Annotated in this window: 1 protein-coding gene and 1 pseudogene; both read left to right on the forward strand. The window is 75.2% G+C overall.

Translation table 11 applies throughout. From position 1 onward, the window contains the following. Positions 1 to 62: 62 nt before the first annotated feature. Positions 63 to 15,842, forward strand: coding sequence for a type I polyketide synthase (locus AC060L_RS29560; RefSeq protein ID WP_483802013.1), 15,780 nt, complete (start codon positions 63 to 65; stop codon positions 15,840 to 15,842). A gap of 96 nt (positions 15,843 to 15,938) precedes the next feature. Then, positions 15,939 to 22,673, forward strand: a pseudogene (locus AC060L_RS29565) (type I polyketide synthase); the annotation flags it as partial. Between the last annotated feature and the right edge of the window lie 120 nt (positions 22,674 to 22,793).

The following is a 22,793-nucleotide window of genomic DNA, read 5'->3' on the forward strand; positions in this document are numbered from 1 at the left end:
CACCGCCCCCATGACCACCACCCGCACGGCGAACGTCGCGACCCCAGCCCCGGAGGACTGCTGTGGCCAATGAAGAGACCCTTCGCGAGTATCTGAAGTGGGCCACGGCCGAACTGCACGAGGCACAGCAGCGGATCGACGCCTTCGAGGCCGCCGCCGCCGAGCCGATCGCGATCGTCGCCATGGCCTGCCGCTACCCCGGCGACGTCGCCTCCCCGCAGGACCTGTGGCGCCTGCTCGAACGCGGCGAGGACGCGATCGGCCCGCTGCCGCAGGACCGCGGCTGGGACCTGGAGCGCCTCCACCACCCCGACCCCGATCACCCGGGCACCGTCTACACCACCGCAGGCGGCTTCGTGCGCGACGCCGCCGACTTCGACGCGGACTTCTTCGGCCTCTCGCCGCGCGAGGCCCTCGCCATGGACCCGCAGCAGCGCCTGCTGCTGGAGACCTCCTGGGAGGCATTCGAGAGCGCCGGCATCGATCCGGCGGCCCTGCGCGGTGCCCAGGCCGGCGTCTTCATCGGCATGAACAACCTGGACTACGCCTGGTCGGCCGGCCGGGTGCCCGACGAGTACCTGGGGCACCTGACCACCGGAACGGCCGCGGCCGTGCTCTCCGGCCGCCTGTCCTACCTCTACGGCCTCGAAGGCCCCGCGGTCACCGTCGACACCGCCTGCTCCTCCTCGCTGGTCGCCCTGGACCTGGCCACCCAGGCACTGCGCAGCGGCGAGTGCTCGCTGGCCCTGGTCGGCGGCGTGACGATCCTCTCCTCCCCGGGACAGTTCCTCGGCTTCAGCGCCCAGCACGGCCTGGCCGTGGACGGGCGCTGCAAGGCCTTCGCCGAGTCCGCCGACGGCATGGGCCTCTCCGAGGGCGCCGGCGTGCTGCTCGTCGAGCGCCTCTCGGACGCGCGGCGCAACGGGCACCGGGTGCTCGCGGTGGTGCGCGGCAGCGCGGTGAACCAGGACGGCGCGAGCAACGGCCTGACCGCCCCCAACGGCCCCTCGCAACAGCGCGTCATCCGGATGGCCCTGGCGAACGCCGGCCTGGCGCCGCAGGACGTGGACGCGGTGGAGGCGCACGGCACCGGCACCGCGCTCGGCGACCCGATCGAGGCGCAGGCCCTGCTCGCCACCTACGGCCAGGGCCGGCCCACCGACCGGCCGCTGCGCCTGGGCTCGGTGAAGTCGAACATCGGCCACACCGGCGCCGCGGCCGGGGTGGCGGGTGTGATCAAGACGGTGCTGGCCCTGCGCGCCGGGGTGCTGCCCAGGACCCTGCACGCCGAACAGCGCTCCACCAAGATCGACTGGTCGGCGGGCGCGGTGGAGCTGCTGACCGAGGCCATGGCCTGGCCGCAGGCGGACCGCCCGCGCCGGGCGGCGGTCTCCTCGTTCGGCATCAGCGGCACCAACGCGCACGTCATCATCGAAGAGGCCCCGGACGAGGAGCAGACTCCCGCCGCCCCCGTCTCCGGTGCGGTGCTGCCGTTCGCGCTGTCGGCGAAGTCGCCCGCCGCCTTGCACGCACAGGCCGTCCGCCTGGCCGACTTCCTGAGCGAGCACCCGGACGTCGCTCTGGCCGACCTTGCGTTCTCGTTGGCGTCCTCGCGTGCGGCGATGGAGCAGCGGGGGGTGGTGCTGGCTTCGGATCGTGCGGAGCTGGTGGCCGCGCTGGCGGCGGGGGAGTTCGTGCAGGGTGTGGCCTCGTCGGCCGGCCGGGTGGTGTTCGTCTTCCCGGGGCAGGGTTCGCAGTGGCTGGGGATGGCGGCTGAGCTTCTTGACTCCTCCCCGGTGTTCGCGGAGCAGATCGCTGCGTGTGAGGCGGCCCTGGCGCCGTTCGTGGACTGGTCGCTGACCTCGGTGCTGCGTTCGGAGTCGGAGGAGTGGCTGGCCCGGGTCGATGTGGTGCAGCCCGCGCTCTGGGCGGTGATGGTTTCGCTCGCCGCGCTCTGGCGCTCCCACGGCGTGGAGCCCGCCGCGGTGGTGGGCCACTCCCAGGGTGAGATCGCCGCCGCCTGCGTGGCCGGTGCGCTCTCGCTGGAGGACGGCGCGAAGGTGGTGGCGCTGCGCAGCCGGGCGATCCTGGCGCTGGCCGGCACCGGAGGCATGGCCTCGGTGTCGCTGCCGTTCGATCAAGTCACTGCCCTGATAGCCCCGTTCGGCGAGCGCCTGTCGGTGGCGGCGGTGAACGGCCCGGCCTCCGTCACGGTGGCGGGCGAGCCGACGGCGCTCGACGAGTTGTTGGCACTCTGCGAGCAGCGCGACATCTGGGCGCGTCGGGTGCCGGTGGACTACGCCTCGCACTCCGCACAGGTCGAGCCGATCCGCGACCGGCTGCTCGCCGAACTCGCCGATCTCCAGCCGGTGTCCGCGCAGATCCCGTTCTACTCCGCCGTCACCGCCACGCTGCTCGACACCGCCACGCTCGACGCCGAGTACTGGTACACCAACCTGCGGCAGACCGTGCGCTTCGAGGAGACCGTCCGCCTGCTCCTCGACGACGGCCATGACGCGTTCATCGAGACCAGCGCCCACCCCGTCCTGACCACCGCGATCGAGTCCACCGCTCCTCAGGCCATCGTGCTAGGCACGCTGCGCCGTGGTGAAGGCGGTCCGGAGCGCCTGCTGACAGCGCTCGCCGACGCGTACGTCAACGGCCTGGCCGTCGACTTCGGCCTGCCGGACGGGCGGCGCATCGACCTGCCGACCTACGCGTTCCAGCGCCGCCGCTACTGGTTGCGCGACGTGTCCGCCGGGGGCGCCGAGGACGCGACCGGGCTCGGGCTGACCGGCGAGGGCCACCCGCTGCTCGGCGCCTCGGTGTCCCTGGCCGACGGCCAGGGGTTCCTGCTCACCGGGCGGCTCTCGCTCTCCTCACACCCCTGGCTGCGCGACCACGCGGTGGCCGGCACGGTGCTGCTGCCGGGGACGGCGTTCGTCGAGCTGGCGATCCGCGCCGGCGACGGCGTGGGCTGTGGGCGCGTCGAGGAACTGGTGCTGGAGGCGCCGCTGGTGCTGCCCGAATCCGGCGGCGTGCAGGTGCAGGTGGTCGTCCAGGCACCCGGCGCGGACGGCAGCCGCACGGTCGCCGTCTTCTCGCGGACCGACGACGCCACCGCCGAACAGGAGTGGTCCCGCAACGCCAGCGGCCTGCTCCTCCCGGAACAGCCCACGCCCACCTCCACTCCCGCCCCGGCGGTCGGCGCCGACTCCGACGGCGCGGCGCCCTGGCCGCCGGCCGGCGCGCAGCCCGTCGAGCTGGATCGCTTCTACGCGGACCTGGCCGAGACCGGTTACCAGTACGGCCCGTCCTTCCGGGGCCTGCGCGCGGCCTGGCGCCTCGGCGAGGACGTCTGCGCCGAGGTGGCGCTGCCCGCCGAACAGCGCGACAACGCCGGCCGCTTCGGCCTGCACCCGGCGCTGCTCGACGCCGCGCTGCAAGCCGCAGCCCTGACGGTGCTGGGTGCTGGCGGCACTGGTGGTAGCGCCGTTCGCCTCCCGTTCGCCTGGAACGGCGTGCGGCTGCACGCCTCCGGCGCCGCCTCGCTGCGGGTGCGCCTGTCCCTCGTCGAGGGCGACACCGTGTCCGTCGAGGCCGCCGACGGCGCCGGTCGGCCGGTGTTCTCCGCGCGCGGTCTCACGCTGCGCCCGGTCACAGCCGACCAGTTCACCCAGCTGCACGACGAGGCGAGCGACAGTCTCCTCCGGGTGGACTGGCTGCCCGCCGCGCTGCCCGGACACCTGAGCGCCGACACCGTCACCGTGCTCGACTGCCCGCCCCCGGCCGCAACCGCAACCACGGCTTCCGCCGCGAACGCCGCAACCGCCGCCGTACTGGCCCGGATCCAGCAGTGGCTCGGGCAGCAGGAGACCGCGACGTCCCGGCTGGCCGTGGTCACCCACGGCGCGGTGGCAGCGGCGACGGGCGATCCGGTGTCCGACCTGGCGCATGCGCCCGTCTGGGGTCTGGTGCGCTCGGCACAGAGCGAGCACCCCGGCCGCTTCGTCCTGATCGACACCGACGACACCCCTGAGTCGGTCGCCGCACTGGCCTCTGCGCTGGCCGGCGGTGAGCCGCAACTGGCCCTACGCCGAGGCGAGATGCTGGTGCCCCGGCTGGCACGCCAGGGCCGGGGCGGGCCGCTGGTGGCACCGTCGCAGCGCGGCTGGCAGCTGACCTGCGAGCCGACCGGCACGCTGGAGAACCTGGCGCTGGTTCCCAGCCCGGAGGCCGAGCAGGAGCTGGCCGCCGGTCAGGTCCGCATCGCGGTTCGTGCGGCGGGCCTGAACTTCCGTGACGTGCTGATCGCGCTCGGCATGTACCCGGGTGCGGCGTCGATGGGTGGTGAGGGCGCCGGCGTCGTCACCGAAGTCGGCCTCAGCACCGACGACTTCGCGGTCGGCGACGCGGTGTTCGGGATGTTCCCGGCCTTCGGCCCGCAAGCCGTCGCCGACGTGCGTTCCCTTGCGAAGCTGCCTGCACACTGGTCCTTCGAGCAGGGTGCCTCGGTGCCAGTCGTCTTCCTGACCGCCTCCTTCGGCCTGGTGGAGCTCGCCGGGCTGCGGCCGGGTGAGCGGGTGCTGATCCACGCGGGTGCGGGCGGCGTCGGCATGGCCGCCGTCCAACTGGCCCGTCACCTGGGCGCGGAGGTCTTCGCGACCGCGAGCGAGGGCAAGTGGGAGACCTTGCGCGGGCTCGGCTTGGACGAGGCGCACATTGCCTCCTCCCGCACCCTGGACTTCGAGCAGAAGATCCGTACGGCCACCGATGGCCGTGGCGTGGACGTGGTCCTCAACTCCCTTGCGGGCGAGTTCATCGACGCCTCGCTGCGGCTGCTCGCCCCTGGTGGGCGGTTCGTTGAGATGGGCAAGACCGACCCGCGCGATCCGCAGCGCGTCGCCCAGGATCACCCGGGGGTCTCGTACCAGGCCTTCGATCTGGTGGAGGCGGCCGGCGCGGACGGCATCGCCCGGCTGTTCGCCGACCTGATGCCGCTGTTCGCCACCGGTGCGCTGTCGCCGATTCCGGTGCGTGCGTGGGACGTTCGGCGGGCGCCGGAGGCGTTCCGCTTCATGTCGCAGGCCCGGCACACCGGCAAGATCGTGCTGCGGATGCCGACCCCGCTCGACCCCGACGGCACGGTGTTGATCACCGGCGGCACCGGCACGCTCGGCGCCCTGGTCGCCCGTCACCTGGTGGCCGAGCACGGTGTGCGCAGTCTGGTGCTGCTCAGCCGTCGCGGCCCGGACGCTCCGGGCGCGCAGGAGCTGGTGGCCGAACTGTCCGAACTCGGCGCCAGCGTGCTGGTCGAGGCGTGTGACGCGGCCGACCGCGAGGCCCTGGCTGCCGTCCTCGCCCACATTCCGGCCGATACCCCGCTGACGGCCGTCGTGCACGCCACCGGCGTCCTGGCCGACGGTCTGGTCGAGTCGATGACCCCGGACCAGCTCGACCTGGTGCTGCGCGCCAAGATCGACGGTGCAGTCAACCTGCACGAGCTCACCCAGGGCCAGGATCTCGCCGCATTCGTCCTCTTCTCCTCCGTCGCCGGCCTGTTCGGCGGACCGGGGCAGGCCAACTACGCGGCCGCGAACGCCTTCCTGGACGCCCTGGCGCAGCACCGCCACGCCGAGGGCCTGCCCGCCACCTCCCTCGCCTGGGGGCTCTGGGGGGAGGCGACCGGGATGACCGGCCACCTCGGCCGGGAGGACCTGGCCCGGATGGCCCGCGGCGGCCTGCTGCCGTTCTCCTCCGACCTGGGCCTGCGACTGTTCGACGCAGGCCGCTCCAGCGCGCAGCCGTTGCTCGTCCCGCTGCGCCTGGACCTCGCCGCGCTGCGCGCCCTGGCCGTCACCGGCACGCTGCCCGCGCTGCTCAGCGGCCTGGTGCGCGGCCCGGCCCGGCGCGCGGCGGCCGACGGGCGCGAGCTCGACGGCTCGGCCTGGCAACGGCGCCTGGCGGCTCTCGGCCCGGCCGAACGCGACCGGGCGCTGCTGGAGTTGGTCCGCACCCACGTCGCCGCCGTGCTCGGCCACGGCGATGCGACGGCCGTGGTGAGCGAGCGCGGCTTCAAGGACCTCGGCTTCGACTCGCTCACCGCCGTCGAACTGCGCAACCGCCTGGCCGCGGACACCGGTCTGCGGCTGCCGGTGACCCTGGTCTTCGACTACCCGACCCCCGCGGTGCTGGCCCGCTGGCTGGGCACCGAGTTGGGCGCCGAAGCGGGTGCCGAGTTGCTCGGCGCCGAGCCGGGAGCAGCCGCTCCGGCCCAGCCGGTCGCGGGCGGCGCGCCTGGCGCGCCGGGCGCGCAGGAGCCGATCGCGATCGTCGGCATGGCCTGCCGGTTCCCCGGCGGCGTCCGCTCCGCCGACGACCTGTGGCGCCTGGTCGCCGACGGCACCGACGCCATCTCGGAGCTGCCGGCCAACCGCGGCTGGGACCTGGCGGAGCTCTACCACCCCGACCCCGACCACCCGGGCACCAGCTACACCCGCTTCGGCGGCTTCCTGCACGACGCCGACCGCTTCGACGCCGAGCTCTTCGGGATCAACCCCCGTGAGGCGCTCGCCATGGACCCGCAGCAGCGCCTGCTGCTGGAGACCTCCTGGGAGGCCCTCGAGCACGCCGGGATCGCGCCGGACTCGCTCGGCGGCCGGGCGATCGGTGTCTTCACCGGACTGGTCGCCCAGGGGTACGCCGCCCGGGTGGACCGGGCACCGGAAGAGCTCGAAGGCTATCTGGGCACCGGCAACACCCCGAGCGTCGGCTCCGGCCGGGTCGCCTACACCTTCGGCTTCGAGGGCCCGGCGGTCACCGTGGACACCGCCTGCTCCTCCTCCCTGGTCGCGCTGCACCTGGCCGCCCAGGCGCTGCGGGCCGGCGAGTGCTCGATGGCGCTGGCCGGCGGCGTGACCGTGATGTCCGAACCCGGCCTCTTCATCGAGTTCAGCCGCCAGCGCGGCCTGGCGGCGGACGGGCGCTGCAAGGCCTTCGCGGCGGGCGGCGACGGGTTCGGACCCGGCGAGGGGATCGGCGTGCTGGTCCTGGAACGCCTCAGCGACGCCCGCCGCAACGGCCACCACGTGCTGGCCACCGTGCGCGGCAGCGCGGTGAACCAGGACGGCGCGAGCAACGGCCTGACCGCCCCCAACGGCCCCTCCCAGCAACGGGTGATCCGCCAGGCACTCGCGAACGCGGGCCTGAACCCGCAGGACGTGGACGCCGTCGAGGCGCACGGCACCGGCACCGCACTCGGCGACCCGATCGAGGCGCAGGCGCTGATCGCCACCTACGGGCGCGGCCGCGACCCGGAACTCCCGCTCTACCTCGGCTCGGTGAAGTCCAACATCGGCCACGCGCAGGCCGCCGCCGGGGTGGCGGGCGTGATCAAGATGGTGCAGGCGATGCGCGAAGGCGTGTTGCCCCGCACGCTGCACGTGGACGAACCGACCCCGCACGTCGACTGGTCGGCCGGCGAGGTGGAGCTGCTGACCGAGGCCAGGCCCTGGCCCGAGGCGGGGCGTCCACGGCGGGCGGCGGTCTCCTCGTTCGGGATCAGCGGCACCAACGCGCACGTCCTGCTGGAGAGTTGGCCCGACCCGCTGTCGCCGCAGCCCGACCAGGCCTTGCCGAGCACCGGCGAGACCGGCAACGAGACCGCCGGTGACCCGGCCGGCGACACGGTCGGCGAGATCGACGGCGCGCTGCCCTGGGTGCTCTCCGGCCACACCGCCGAGGCGCTGCGGGCCCAGGCCCGTGGCCTTGCCGCGTTCCTGCGCGCCGCCCCCGGCCTCGCGCTGCCCGACGCCGCCTATACCCTGGCGAGCGCCCGAGCCACGCTGCCCGAGCGCGCCGTCCTGCAGGCCGGCGACCGCAGCACGCTGCTGGAGGGCCTGGACGCGCTCGCGGCCGGCGAGGGCGCGCCGGGTGTGGTGGCCGGGACGGCCCGGCCGGAGGGTCGGATCGCGTTCCTGTTCACCGGTCAGGGCAGTCAGCGGGTCGGTATGGGCCGGGAGTTGTCCGAGCGCTTCCCGGTGTTCGCCGAGGCGCTGGAGGAGATCTGCGCGCTCTTCGATCCGCTGTTGGAACGGCCGCTGCGCGAGGTGATGTTCGACGACACCACCGAGAGCCTGCTGGGCGAGACAGTGTTCACCCAGGCGGCCCTGTTCGCGCTCGAAGTGGCGCTGTTCCGGCTGCTCGAATCGTTCGGTGTGCGGGCGGACTTCCTGCTCGGCCACTCGATCGGCGAGCTGGCTGCCGCGCATGTCGCGGGGCTGTGGTCGCTGCCGGATGCGGTCACGGTGGTGGCCGCACGCGGTCGGCTCATGCAGCAATTGCCCACCGGTGGCGCGATGGTGGCCCTGCAGGCCACCGAGGCCGAAGTCCTCGCCGCACTGGTTGAGGGAGCGGAGATCGCGGCCATCAACGGCCCGGACTCCGTGGTGCTCTCCGGCGACGAAACGCCGGTGCTCGAAGTGGCCGACCACTTCAAGGCGTTGGGCCGCAAGACCCGCCGTCTCACGGTCAGCCACGCCTTCCACTCGGCTCGGATGGACTCGATGCTCGCCGAGTTCCGCTCCGTGCTGGACGGTGTGGCGTTCGCCGAACCCGTGATCCCGCTCGTCTCCAATCTCACCGGCACCCTCGCCGCCCCCGGCGAACTCACCACTCCCGACTACTGGATCCGCCAGGTCCGCGAACCCGTCCGCTTCGCCGACGGCGTCGCCGCACTCATGGCGGAGCAGGTCACCGGCGTCCTCGAACTGGGCCCCGACGGCACGCTCACCGCGATGGCCCGCGACAGTCTGCCGGCTCCGGCCGACGTCACCACGGCGGCCCTGCTGCGCCCCGAGCGCTCCGAGCCGGCCACCGTCATCGGCGCACTCGGCGCGCTCCAGCTCGCCGGCGCCCGGGTGCACTGGCCCGTCTTCTTCACCGCGACCGGCGCACGGCTCACCGAGCTGCCGCCGTACGCCTTCCAGCGCCGCCGCTTCTGGCTCGAAGCATCCGCCCCGGCCGGAGCCGAGCAGACGTTCGGCGTCGGCGGCGATGGCGACCCGGCGTTCTGGGGCGCCGTCGAGCGCGGCGACGCCGAGCAACTGGCCCGCGTGCTCGACCTTGGCGAGGACCAGGCGCAGCGCGCCTCCCTCACCGAGCTGCTCCCCGCCTTCGCCACCCGTCGCCGCACCCAACGCGAACGGGCCCTGCTGGACGGCTGGCAGTACGAGACCGTCTGGCAGCCCTGGTCACCCGAGCACCCGGGCCGGCTCTCCGGCACCTGGCTGATACTTCACCGTGCCGAGTCCGCCGAGTCCGCCGAACCCACCACGCGGGTCCAGCGGTGCGCCGATGCGCTGACCCGAGCCGGTGCGAGGGTCGAGATCCTGACCCTCGAACAGAGCGACCTCGAGCGCGCAGAACTGGCCGAGCGGATCCGCGCGGCCGCTCCGGTGGCCGGGCTGGTCTCGCTGCTCGCCGCCGACACCGCCGCGCACCCGGATCTGCCAGCGCTGACCGCCGGCTTCGCCGCCACCGTGACGCTGGTGCAGGCGCTCGGCGATGCCGGGTGCCAGGCGCGTCTGTGGTGCGTGACCGAAGGCGCCCAGGCCGTCGCCGGCGAGCCGGTGCCGCCGGCCGGTGCCGCGCAGGTCTGGGGCTTCGGCCGGGCCGCTGCGCTGGAACTGCCGACGCTGTGGGGCGGCCTGGTGGACGTCCCCGCCGACGCGGACGAGGCGCTCTGGGCCCGGTTCGCCGAGGCCGTCGCTGCGGGGGGTGAGAACCACGAGGACCAGATCGCGATCCGCGCCGACGGCCCCCGGGTACCCCGCCTGCGGCACGCCGTCCTCGCGGAGGACGTCGCGCCCGAGCAGTCCGGCCCCGAGCAGTCCGGCCCGCCTCGCGCCTGGCTGTCCCGTGCCTGGCTGCCCACTGGCACGGTGCTGATCACCGGCGGTACCGGCGGTCTGGGTGCCCAGGTGGCCCGGTGGGCCGCCGAGCACGGCGCCGAACACCTCGTGCTGACCTCCCGTCGCGGCCTCGCGGCCGACGGCGCCGGCGAGCTCGTCGCCGAGCTCGCCGCGCTCGGCGCCCGCACCACGGTGGCCGCTTGCGATGTCGCCGACCGCGCGGCGCTCGCCCAGCTGGTGGCGCAGGTGGAGGCCGACGGGCCGCCGATCACGGCCGTCGTGCACACTGCCGGGATCGGCCAGGCCACCACCGTCGCCGAAACCGACCTGGCCGCCTGCTCGCGGATCCTCACCGGCAAGGTGCTCGGCGCCGCGCACCTGGACGCCGTCTTCGGTGACCGCCCGCTCGACGCCTTCGTGCTCTTCTCCTCGATCGCCGGCGTCTGGGGCAGTGGCGCCCAGGGCGCCTACGCGGCCGGCAACGCCTACCTGGACGCGCTCGCGCGCCACCGCCGCTCCCGCGGTCTGACCGCCACCGCCACCGCCTGGGGCCCCTGGGCGGGTGCCGGGATGGCCGAGGGCGAGGGCGGCGAACAACTGGCCCGGCGCGGACTGCGCGCGATGGACCCGCACGCGGCGGTGGCCGCGATGGCCCGCGCCGTCGGCCGCCCCGAGCCGGTCGCGGTGCTCGCCGACGTGGACTGGCCGCAGTTCCTGCGCCGTTTCACCGCGCTGCGGCCCAGCGCGCTGCTCGCCGACCTGCCCGAGGCCCGGGCGCTGGCGGCCGCACAGCCGCAGGGCCGCTCCGGCGCCGGGCAGCCGGCGGTGGGCGAGCCCGAACTGGCCCGGCGCCTGGCCCAGGCGCAGCCGCAGGAACGGGCGCGGATCATGCTCGACCTGGTCCGCGAGGAGGTGGCCGGCGTGCTCGGCCGCCGCCCAGGCGACCTGCCGGCGCCCGAGCGCGCCTTCCGCGATCTCGGCTTCGACTCGCTGACCGCCGTCGAGCTGCGCGACCGCCTGACCGCCCGCAGTGGTCTTGAGCTGCCCAGCACGCTGGTCTTCGACTACCCGAGCCCCGCCGCGCTGGCCGCCCACCTGGGGGAGGAGCTGGCCGGCGAGGCCGCAGCCGCAGCCGTCCCCGCAGGCGGCGCAGCCGCGACCGCCGGGCCGGACGAGCCGATCGCGATCGTCGGCATGGCCTGCCGCTACCCCGGCGGCGTCACCGGTCCCGAGGACCTGTGGCGCCTGGTCGCCGACGGCACCGATGCCGTCTCGCCGTTCCCCACCGACCGGGGCTGGGATCTGGACGCGCTCTACCACCCCGACCCCGACCACCCCGGCACCAGCTACGCCCGCGAGGGCGGGTTCCTGGACGGCGCGGGCGGGTTCGACGCCGCGTTCTTCGGCATCTCGCCGCGCGAGGCGCTCGCCATGGACCCGCAGCAGCGCCTGCTGTTGGAGACCTCCTGGGAGACCTTCGAGCACGCCGGCATCGACCCGACCTCGGTCAAGGGACAGCCGGTGGGCGTCTTCGTCGGCGGCGCCGCGTGCGGCTACGGCGCCGGGGCCGACGAGCAGTCGGACGCCGTCGAGGGCTACGCGCTCACCGGCAGCATCAGCAGCGTGATCTCCGGGCGGATCGCCTACGCCTTCGGCCTGGAGGGCCCGGCGCTCACCGTGGACACGGCCTGCTCCTCCTCGCTGGTCGCCATCCACCTCGCCGCCCAGGCGCTGCGCCGCGGTGAGTGCTCGATGGCCCTGGCCGGCGGCGTGACGGTGATGGCCACTCCGACGGGCTTCGTCGAGTTCAGCCGGCAGCGCGGCCTGTCCCCGGACGGGCGGTGCAAGCCGTTCGCGGCCGCCGCCGACGGCACCGGCTGGGCCGAGGGCGTCGGCGTGCTGCTCGTCGAGCGGCTCTCGGACGCCGAGCGCAACGGCCACCAGGTGCTGGCGGTGGTGCGCGGCAGCGCGGTGAACCAGGACGGCGCGAGCAACGGCCTGACCGCCCCCAACGGTCCCTCGCAGCAACGCGTCATCCGCCAGGCCCTCGCCGACGCGCGCCTCACTCCGGACGAGATCGACGCGGTCGAGGCGCACGGCACCGGCACCACGCTCGGCGACCCGATCGAGGCGCAGGCCCTGATCGCCACCTACGGGCGCGGCCGTGATCCCGAACTCCCGCTCCACCTCGGCTCGGTGAAGTCCAACATCGGCCACACCACGGCCGCCGCCGGGGTGGCGGGCGTGATCAAGATGGTGCTGGCGATGCGCGAAGGCGTGCTGCCGCGCACATTGCACGTGGACGAGCCGACCCCGCACGTGGACTGGTCGGCGGGCACCGTCGCGCTGCTCACCGAGGCCCGGGCCTGGCCCGCGCTGGAGCGCCCGCGCCGCGCGGCCGTCTCGGCCTTCGGGATCAGCGGCACCAACGCCCACCTGATCATCGAACAGGCCCCTGTCGCCGAGTCCGAGTCCGCCGCCGAGCCCGCGCCCGCGCCCGCGCCCGAGTCGGCGCCAGCGCTCGCCGAGCCCGGGTCCGTCACCCTCGAGTCCGTCACGCCCGAGTCCGTCACGCCCGGGTCCGGTGCCGTCCTGCCCTTCCTGCTCTCGGCGCGCTCCGAGAAGGCGCTACGCGCCCAGGCCCGGCGGCTCGCCGACCACCTCGCGGCGCTCCCCGCCACGGACCCCACCGAGCCGACCGACCTCGCCCATGCGCTGGCCCTGACCCGGGCCGGACTCGAACACCGCGCCGTCGTGCTGGCCGGCGACCGGGAGGGGTTGCTCACCGCCCTTGAGGGGTTGGCCGTCGGCGGATCAGGGGTCGACGCCGTTCGCGGCTCGGCACAGGCTGGAGCCCGTCCGGTGTTCGTCTTCCCCGGACAGGGCTCGCAGTGGGCCGAGATGGCCGACGGGCTGCTGTCAGCGTCACCTGTGTTCGCCGAGCAGATCGCGGCGTGCGAGGCGGCACTGGCGCCGTTCGTGGACTGGTCGTTGACGTCACTGCTGCGCTCCGGGTCGGAAGGATGGCTTCAGCGTGTTGATGTGGTGCAGCCGGTGTTGTGGGCGGTGATGGTGTCGTTGGCGCGACTGTGGCGTTCCCATGGAGTGGAGCCCGCCGCGGTGGTGGGCCACTCCCAGGGCGAGATCGCGGCGGCGTGTGTGGCCGGGGCGCTCTCGCTGGACGACGGCGCGCGCGTGGTCGCGCTGCGCAGCAGGGCGCTGCTGGCGCTCGCCGGTCAGGGCGGCATGGCCTCGATCGCGCTGACGGCCGACCAGGCCGCCGACCTGATCGCGCCGTTCGCCGAACGCCTGGCGGTCGCGGCGGTCAACGGCCCGACCTCGGTGACCGTCTCCGGCGAGACCGGCGCCCTGGACGAACTCCTCGCCGCCTGTGAGCAACAGGGGATCTGGGCCCGCCGGGTGCCGGTGGACTACGCCTCGCACTCCGCGCAGGTCGAACCGATCCGCGACCGCCTGCTCGCCGAGCTGGCCGATCTCCGACCGCAGGCCGCGCAGATCCCGTTCTACTCCGCCGTCACCGCCACGGCGCTCGACACCACCACCCTGGATGCCGAGTACTGGTACACCAACCTGCGCCGCCAGGTCCGCTTCGAGGAGACCGTCCGCGTGCTCCTGGACCAGGGCCACGACGCGTTCATCGAGACCAGCGCGCACCCGGTGCTGACCACCGCCGTCCTGGAGACGGTGGAGTCCACCGACACCCCTGCCGTGGTGCTCGGCACGCTGCGCCGCGGCGAGGGCGGCCCGGACCGGTTCACCACCGCCCTGGCCCAGGCCCACACCCAGGGCGTCACGGTCGACTGGCGGCCCGTCTTCGCCGGTCACCGGGCCCGTCCGGTGGCACTGCCCGGCTACGCCTTCCAGCACGAGACGTACTGGCTGGCCGGCACCCCGGGCGGCGCGGCGCACCCCGAGGGGCTGGGCCTGATCCCCACCGGACACCCGGTGCTGGGCGCGGCGGTGAGCCTGGCCGACGCTGAGGCCGTGGTGCTCACCGGACGCGTGGGCCTGCACACCCACCCCTGGCTCGCCGAGCGCCTCGCCTCCGGGGCCGCGCTGCTGCCGGGCGCCGCCTTCCTCGAACTCGCCCTGCACGCCGCTCAGCTGACCGGCCTGGGCACCGTCGAGGAGCTCACCCTCCAGGCACCGCTGTGGCTGCCCGAGCACGGTGGTGTGCAGCTCCAGGTCTCGGTCACACCGGGGGAGCAGGACGGTGGCCACCGCGTCGCCGTCTACTCCTGCCCGGACGCCGCCCCCGACTCCGACGCCGACTCCGAGGACGAGCAGAGCCCGCTCTCCTGGACCTGCCATGCGGTCGGCCTACTTGCCCCGGCACCGGAGCAACCCGAGGAGGCCGAACCCGAGGACGACCTGCTGCTGTGGCCCCCGCTCGGCGCCGAACCCGTCTCCTGGCCGGCGACCGTGCCGAGCGCGCCGACCGCGCCGAGTGCTGCGGAGAACCCGGATCCCGCCCGCCAGGCCCTGCGTGGCGTATGGCGGCTGGGCCAGACCCTGTACGCGGACGTGTCGCTCACCGCCGAACAGCGTCAGGGCGCCACCGGCTACGCCCTGCACCCGGTGCTGCTCACCGCCGTCCTGCAAGCCCTCGGGGTGGCAGCACCCCAGCACTCTGAGACTCATCGGTACCTTGGCGACTATCAGAGCCTTGACACTCTCCAGGGGTCTGACGCCATCCAAGGTCCTGACGCCATCCATGGATCTGAGGCCATCCAGGGTCATGACAACATCCAGGGCCCTGAACCCCTCCACTGCCTTGACGCCACACAGGCCTCTGATTCGGCCGAGGGCACTGGCATTAGTCAAAGCATTGACACCCCACAGGCCTCTGACCCGGCTCAGGGTGCTGGCAGCCTCCAATACCTTGACACCCAGCAGGCCTCTGACCTGGCCCAGAGCACTGGCACCCTCCAATACCCTGACGCCCCGCAGACCTCTGACCCGGCCCAGGGCGCCCAAGGTGTCGCCACCGCCGGCGAGCTGCGGATGCCGTTCGCCTGGTCCGGCGTCACCGTCCACACTCCCGGGGCCACCGCGCTGCGGGTGCGCCTGGAGGTCGACGACCAGGACACGCTCTCGCTGGTCGCGGCCACCGGCACCGGCGAGCCGGCGTTCACGGTGCGCTCGCTCGCGCTGCGCGTCGTCACACCAGAGCAACTCGCCGCCGCCCGCCCGCAGCCCACCGCCGCCGACCCGACCGCCCCCCACCCGACCAACCCCGACCCGGCGCGCACCAACCCCGACCCGACGCGCACCAGCGCCGCCCCGGTCCTGCGCCGTACCCCGGCCCGGCCTGCCGCCCTGGCCGCCGCAGCCACCACCAGCGCCACCACCACCGACAGCCCCGGCCAGGCGCCGGCCGCCGCCGCGCTGCGCCGCAGCCTCGCCGCACTGCCCGAGCAGGACCGGCACCGGGCGCTCAGCGACCTGGTGGTCGCGCACACCGCCGACGTGCTCGGTCATGCCGTGCCCGGCGAGGTGGCCGCCGACAAGCCGCTGCGCGAACTGGGCCTGGACTCGATGGCCGCGGTCGAGCTGCGCGGGCGCCTGAGTACGGCACTGGGCCTGCGGCTGCCGGTCACTGTCGTGTTCAGCCACCCGACCCCGGCCGCCCTGGCCGCCCACCTGCTGACCGAACTCGGCACCGAGGGTGCCGGTCCCGCCGGCCCGGCTCCCTCCGAGTTCAACCGGCTGGAGAACGCGCTGTCCCGGCTGCCGGCGGACCCGCAGACCCGGGCGGCGGTCGCCCGGCGACTGGAAACCCTGCTGTGGAAGTGGCGCGAACCGGCGGGCAGCAGCACGCCGGCCACCGCGCTGGACGGCGCCGCACTGGCCGCCGCCGGAGCCGAGGAACTCTTCGACCTGCTCGACCGCGAACTCGGCACGCCCTGATCCGACCCGGCCGTCCCCGTCCCCCCGATCTCCCCGTGAAAGTGGGCCCCGCGCGTGTCGACCAACGAAGAAAAGCTCCTGGAGTACCTCAAGCGGGCCACCGCCGACCTGGGTCAGACCCGGCAGCGGCTGCGTGAGCTGGAGGCCGCCGCGTTCGAGCCGATCGCCGTGGTCGCCATGGCCTGCCGCTACCCCGGCGGGGTGCGCAGCCCCGAGGACCTGTGGCACCTGGTCGCCGAGGGCACCGACGCGCTCGGCGACTTCCCCGCCGACCGGGGCTGGGACCTGGACGCCCTCTACGACCCCGACCCCGACCACTCGGGCACCAGCTACACCCGCCGTGGCGGCTTCCTGGACGGCGCGGCCGAGTTCGACGCCGAGCTGTTCGGCATCTCCCCGCGCGAGGCCCTGGCGATGGACCCGCAGCAGCGGCTGCTGCTGGAGACCTCCTGGGAGGCGTTCGAACGCGCCGGCATCGACCCGACCTCGCTCAAGGGCAGCCAGGTCGGCGTCTTCGCCGGAACCATCTCCTCCGGCTACGCCGAGCGGCTCACCCGGATCCCGGAGGAGGTCGAGGGCTACCTGGGAACCGGCAGCATGACCAGCGTCGCCTCCGGGCGGATCGCCTACACACTGGGCCTGGAGGGCCCGGCCGTCACGATCGACACCGCCTGCTCCTCCTCGCTGGTCGCCATCCACCTCGCCGCCCAGGCACTGCGCGCCGGCGAGTGCACGATGGCGCTGGCGGGCGGGGTGACCGTGATGGCCACCCCGGGAATCTTCGTCGAGTTCAGCCGCCAGCGTGGGCTGGCCCCCGACGGGCGCTGCAAGGCCTTCGCGGCCGCCGCCGACGGCACCGGCTGGGCCGAGGGCGCCGGCGTGCTGCTGCTGGAGCGCCTCTCCGACGCGCAGCGCCTGGGTCACACCGTGCTCGCCACGGTGCGCGGCAGCGCGGTCAACCAGGACGGCGCCAGCAACGGTCTGACCGCCCCCAACGACCTGGCGCAGGAGCGGGTGATCCGCCAGGCGCTGGCCGCCGCGCGGCTGTCGGCCGCAGACGTGGACGCGGTGGAGGCGCACGGCACCGGCACCGCGCTGGGCGACCCGATCGAGGCGCAGGCGCTGCTGGCCACCTACGGCCAGAACCGGCCCGCGGACCAGCCGCTGCGGCTGGGCGCGGTCAAGTCCAACCTCGGTCACACCGGCGCCGCGGCGGGCGTCGCCGGTGTGATCAAGATGATCCAGGCGATGCGGCACGACCTGCTGCCCAGGACCCTGCACGTGGACGCGCCGACGCCGCACGTGGACTGGACGGCCGGCGCGGTCGAACTGCTCACCGAGGCCACCGCCTGGCCGCGATCGCAGCGCCCGCGCCGGGCCGGGATCTCCTCCTTCGGCGTCAGCGGCACCAACGCGCACGTGATCGTCGAGGAAGCACCCGCCGAGGCACCGGCCCCCGACGCCGCCCCCGCCCCCGACGCCGCCGTCACTGGGGCCGGGCCCGCGCCGCTGCGCCTGCCCGCGCTGCCCTGGGTGCTCGGCGCCCGCACCGAGGAGGCGCTGCGCGCGCAGGCCGGTCGCCTGGCCGCGCACCTGCGCGAGCGCCCCGAGCTGCGCCCGCAGGACGTCGGCTACACGCTGGCCACCGCCCGCGCCGCGCTGGACGTCCGCGCGGTCGTCACCGGCGCCGACCACGCCGAACTGCTCGCCGGACTCGACACGCTCGCCCTCGGCGAGAGCGCAGCGAGCGCGGCGAACGCGGCGAACACGGCGAACGTCGCCACCGCCCGCGCCCGGGCCGGCGCCCGCGCGGCCTTCCTGTTCACCGGCCAGGGCAGCCAGCGCCCCGGCATGGGCCGCGAACTGCACGCCGCCTGGCCCGCCTTCGCCGACGCCTTCGACGCCGTGGCCGCCGAGCTCGACACCCACCTGGCCGGCCACGTCCCGCACTCGCTGGCCCAGGTCGTCTTCGCCGCCGACGACGAGCAGAGCCGCGAGCTGCTGGGCCGCACGGTCTACGCACAGACCGGTCTGTTCGCCCTGCAGGTCGCCCTGTTCCGCCTCTACGAGTCCTGGGGTGTGCGACCGCACGCGCTGCTGGGCCACTCGATCGGCGAGCTGAGCGCGGCCCACCTGGCCGGCGTCTGGTCGCTGCCGGACGCGGCAGCGCTCGTCGCGGCCCGGGCCACCCTGATGCAGGCGCTGCCCGCCGGCGGCGCGATGGTCGCCGTCGCCGCCTCCGAGGAGGAGGTCCGCGAGGCGATCGCCGCCGGCCAGGTGCCGGTGGACATCGCCGCGGTCAACGGCCCGGAGGCCGTCGTGCTCTCCGGCGACGCCCAGCAGGTCCTCGACCTCGCCGACGACTTCGCCGCCCAGGGCCGCCGGACCCGCCGGCTGCGCACCAGCCACGCGTTCCACAGCGCGCACATGGACGCCATGCTCGACCGCTTCGGCGAACTGGCCGGCGCCACCGAGGCCCACCCCGCTCGGATCCCGGTGATCTCCAACCTGACCGGGCGCCCCGCCACCGCCGAGGAGCTGGGCAGTGCCCGGTACTGGACCCGGCAGGTGCGCGAGACGGTCCGCTTCGCCGACGGCGTCCGGACCCTGGCCGACTCCGGTGTCACCGCCCTGATCGAGCTGGGCCCCGACGGCGTGCTCACCGCTCTCGCCCAGGACTGCCTGGCCGCCCCCGCCGCCGGTGCGCCCGCCCCCGGCGGTGCGACGGCCGCTGCCGCGCCACTCGCTGCGCCGGCGCTGCGCCGCGAGCGGCCCGAGGCGGTCACGGCCGTCCAGGCGCTGGGCCTGCTCCACCTGTCCGGCGCGGGGATCGACGGCGAGCGCTTCTTCGCCGCCACCGACGCCCGCCGCACCGATCTGCCCACCTACGCCTTCCAGCGCACCCGCTACTGGCTGGACGCGCCCGCGGCCGCCCCCGACGCGGCCGGACTCGGGCTGACCCCCACCGGCCACCCGCTGCTCGGCGCCGCCGTCCGGCTGGCGTCCAGCGGCGCCGTGCTGCTGACCGGGCGCCTGTCGTCGGCCACCCACCCGTGGCTGGCCGACCACGCGGTGGGCGGGACGGTGCTGCTGCCCGGCACCGCGTTCGTCGAGCTCGCCATCCAGGCCGGCGACCGGACCGGCTGCCCGCGGCTGGCCGAACTGATGCTCCAGGCACCGCTCGTGCTGCCCGCCGACACGGCGGTGCGGATCCAGGTCACGGTGGGGGAGCGCGAGGCGGACGGCCTGCGCCGGGTGGAGATCCACTCCCACCGCGACGACGCCACCGACACCCTCGACACCCTCGACGCCTTCGATCCGGACGGTGCCGCCGACTGGACCCTGCACGCCACCGGCACGCTCGCCCCCGAGCCCGCCACCGCTGCGCCCGCCGCCGCCCAGGCCGCCGCGCCGACCGCCGCCTGGCCGCCGGCCGGCGCGGAGCCGGTGGACCTCGGCGACTTCTACGGCGGCTTGGCCGACACCGGCTTCGGCTACGGCCCCGCGTTCCAGGGCCTGCGGGCCGCCTGGCGCGCCGACGGCGCGGTCTACGCCGAGGTCGAGCTGCCCGCCGACCAGCAAGTCGCCGCCGCCGACTTCCTGCTGCACCCGGCGCTCTTCGACGCGGCCCTGCACGCCACCGGCCTGACCGGACTGGGTCAGGACACCGGGCAGGCCCGGCTGGTCTTCTCCTGGGGCGAGGTGAGCGTGCACGCCGCCGGCGCCGTCGCGCTCCGGGTGCGCCTGGCGGTCACCGGCCCGGACTCGGTCGAGCTCACCGCCACCGACGGCCAGGGCCAGCCGGTGCTCTCCGTCGGCGAGCTCGTGATGCGCCCCGCCCCGGCCAACGCCACCACCCCCGGCGCGGACGGCGCCGCCGGGTCGCTGCTGCGCCTGCAGTGGTCCCCCCTCGACGCCGCCCAGCCGGACGGCGCCGCCACCCCGGAGCCCACCCAGCAACACTGGGCGATCCTCGGCGCCGACCCGTTCGGCCTGGGCCCGGTGCTGGAGGCCGCCGCCGTCCCGCACACCGCTTATCCCGACGTGGCCGAGCTCGCCGAGGCCCCCACCGCCCCGGCCGTGGTGCTGCTCCCGCTCGCGCCGACCGCCGCACAGGGCCTGCCGAACACGGCCGAACTGGCCGTGGACCGGATGCTGCACACCGTCCAGGGCTGGCTGGCCAACCCGGACTGGGCGGCCACCCGCCTCGTCGTGCTCACCAGCGGCGCCACCGCCGCGCGCAGCGGCGAGGACGTCACCGACCTGGCCCACGCACCCGTGCTGGGCCTGCTGCGCTCCGCGCAGGCCGAACACCCCGGGCGGTTCCTGCTCGCCGACCTCGACCAGGACGCCGCCTCGGCGGCCGCGCTGCCCGCCGCGATCCGCGCCGCACTCGCCGCCGACGAGCCGCAGCTCGCCCTGCGCGCGGGCACCGCCCTGACCCCGCGGATCGTCCGCGGCGCCACCGAGACCCTGCTGCCACCGGCGCCCGAGGGGCCCTGGCTGCTCGACACCACCGGCCCCGGCGATCTGGACAACCTCGCCCCGCTGCCCTACCCGGCCGCCGCCCGCCCGCTGGCTCCGCACGAGATCCGCATCGCGGTGCGCGCCTCCGGCCTCAACTTCCGCGACGTGCTGGTGGGCCTGGGCATGGTGCCCGGTCAGGTCGGCATGGGCACCGAGGGCGCCGGCGTGGTCCTCGAAGTCGGCTCCGAGGCCGGCACCTGGCGACCGGGCGACCGGGTGATGGGCGTGGTGCCCGCCTCGCTCGGCCCGATCGCGGTCGCCGACCACCGCGCGGTGGTCCCGATCCCGGCGGGCTGGACCTTCGCCAAGGCCGCCTCCGTCCCGATCGCGTTCCTGACCGCCTACTGCGCCCTGTTCGACCTGGCCCACCTGCAACCGGGCGAATCCGTCCTGATCCACGCCGCGGCCGGTGGCGTGGGCATGGCCGCCGTCCAGCTCGCCCGCCACTTCGGCGCCGAGGTCTACGGCACCGCCAGCGAGGGCAAGTGGGACACCCTGCGCGCCCTCGGCATCGACGAGGCGCACACCGCCAGCTCCCGCAGCCTCGACTTCGAGACCGGATTCCGCACCGCCACCGGCGGCCGCGGCGTGGACGTGGTCCTCAACTCGCTGGCCCGCGACTACGTGGACGCCTCGCTGCGCCTGCTGGCACCCGGCGGGCGCCTGATCGAGATCGGCAAGACCGACCTGCGCGACCCCGCCCGCACCGCCGTCCTCTACCCCGGCGTCAGCTACCAGCCGTTCATCGACGCCGAACCCGAGCGGATCGGCCGGATCCTGACCGAGATCGTCGAACTGATCGAGAACGGCGCGCTGCAGCCGCTCCCACTGCGCAGCTGGGACATCCGCCAGGCCTCGCAGGCCTACCGGTACATGAGCCAGGCCAAGCACATCGGCAAGCTCGTGCTCACCCTGCCCGCCGCCCTGGACCCGCACGGCACGGTGCTGATCACCGGCGGCACCGGCGCGCTCGGCGCCCTGCTGGCCCGGCATCTGGTCACCCGTCACGGTGCCCGCCACCTGCTGCTCACCAGCCGCGCCGGTGAGCAGGCCCCGGGCGCCGCCGAGCTGCGCGAGGAGCTGACCGGCCTGGGCGCCGCCTCGGTCGAGATCGCGGCCTGTGACGCCGCCGACCGGGCCGGGCTGGGCGCCCTGCTGGCCGAGGTCCCGCCGACCCGCCCGCTGACCGCCGTCGTGCACGCCGCCGGTGTCATCGAGGACGGCCTGGCCACCTCGCTGACCTCGGACCAGCTCCGCCGGGTGCTGCGCCCCAAGATCTCCGGCGCGCTGAACCTGCACCGGCTGACGGCCGACGCCGACCTGGCCCTGTTCGCCCTCTACTCCTCGGTGGCCGGCGTCCTGGGCGGTGCCGGGCAGGGCAACTACGCGGCGGCCAACGGCTTCCTGGACGCGCTCGCCGCCCACCGCCGCGCCGACGGGCGGCCCGCCACCTCGCTCGCCTGGGGCCTGTGGGAGCAGACCAGCGCGATCACCGGCGGCCTCGAGCAGGCCGACCGGGCCCGGATCGCCCGGTCCGGCATGCTGGCGCTGACCGCCGAGCAGGGCCTGGCCCTGTTCGACGCCGCCACCGACACGCCCGAGGCGCTGCTGCTCCCGGTGCGCTTCGACACGGCCGCGGGCCGGGGCGGCGCGGGCGTGCCCGCCGTGCTGCGCGCCCTGGTCCGCGGTACGGCCGGGCGGCGCACCGCCCAGGCCGCCGGCCCCGAGCCGGCCGCCGACCTGGTCCGGCGCCTGGCCGCACTCGCCGAACCCGAGCAGCGCCGGCTGCTGACCGACCTGGTCTGCGGTCACGCGGCCGCCGTGCTGGGCCTGGCCGGCGCACAGGCGGTGGACGCGCAGCGCGGCTTCACCGAGATCGGCTTCGACTCGCTGACCGCCGTCGAGCTGCGCAACCGGCTGGACGCGGCCACCGAGCTGCGCCTGCCCGCCACCCTCATCTTCGACTACCCGACCCCCGGCGACCTGGCCGGCCACCTGTTCGAGGAGCTCGTCCCCGACACCGCGGCCGCCGCGGTGCCCGCAGTGCTCGAAGAGCTGGACCGGCTGGAGGCCCGGCTGGCCGGCGTGCACGCCGACGCCTACGACCGGGCGGCGATCGCCGGCCGCCTGGGCCAACTGCTGACCGCCTGGCGCACCCAGGACGACACTCCCAACGGCACCGCCGCGAACGGCAGTTCCGCCGCGCCCGACGATCCGGCCCTGGAGACCGCCGCCGAGCAGCTGCGGGAGGCCAGCGCCGATGAGGTCCTCGACTTCATCGACCGCGAACTCGGCATCGCCTGAACCCAGCCGCCGCCTGAGCCTGAACCCCAGCCCAGCCCCAGCCCCCGTGCGGGCGCCCCGCCCGGGGCCCCGCCGGGGCCTCACCCCGGGCACCCCGCCCGAGTACCCACCGACGTCCCG

This window comes from Kitasatospora sp. NEAU-69 (genome assembly GCF_057158765.1).